Below are 429 nucleotides of genomic sequence, written 5' to 3' on the forward strand. Positions count from 1 at the left end.
GTAGCAGAGCAAACGCTGGCCTCAAACTTAGCTTCGCTGAAAGAGTTGCAAGAACAGTTCCAAGCACTTAAACGAAGCAACGAAGCATTAACTGAAGAATTGTCCAGTGCCAAGGCTTCAGCAGAGGGTCAGGAATTAAAGAACACCGAATTAGTTGATGAAATCCAACGCCTAACCGAAGCACTGCAAAGTAAGGCGGAAGCGTTAGATTCTTTATCCTCTGAATTGAAGAAACAACAAGAAACGGTTTCCGATTTACAACAAAGTTTATCAACGACACAAAAATCGTTTGAAGAAGCAGAGCGTCGCTCAAGTGCATTAGAAAAGCAGTTAGAACAACTTAAGGCGGCGCATATCAGTGAGCAGGAAACGTATACGAGAGAGAAAAAGCGCCTGGAAGAAGAACTATCTTCGGCGAAAGCCACTGTG

1 protein-coding gene is annotated in these 429 nt (G+C 43.8%); it reads left to right on the forward strand.

The features are described from left to right. Window positions 1-429 (forward strand): hypothetical protein (locus tag Ljam_RS15290; protein WP_202967565.1); only part of this gene is annotated, 429 nt, incomplete at both ends.

It is taken from the genome of Legionella jamestowniensis (genome assembly GCF_001467745.1).
Classification (GTDB): domain Bacteria; phylum Pseudomonadota; class Gammaproteobacteria; order Legionellales; family Legionellaceae; genus Tatlockia; species Tatlockia jamestowniensis.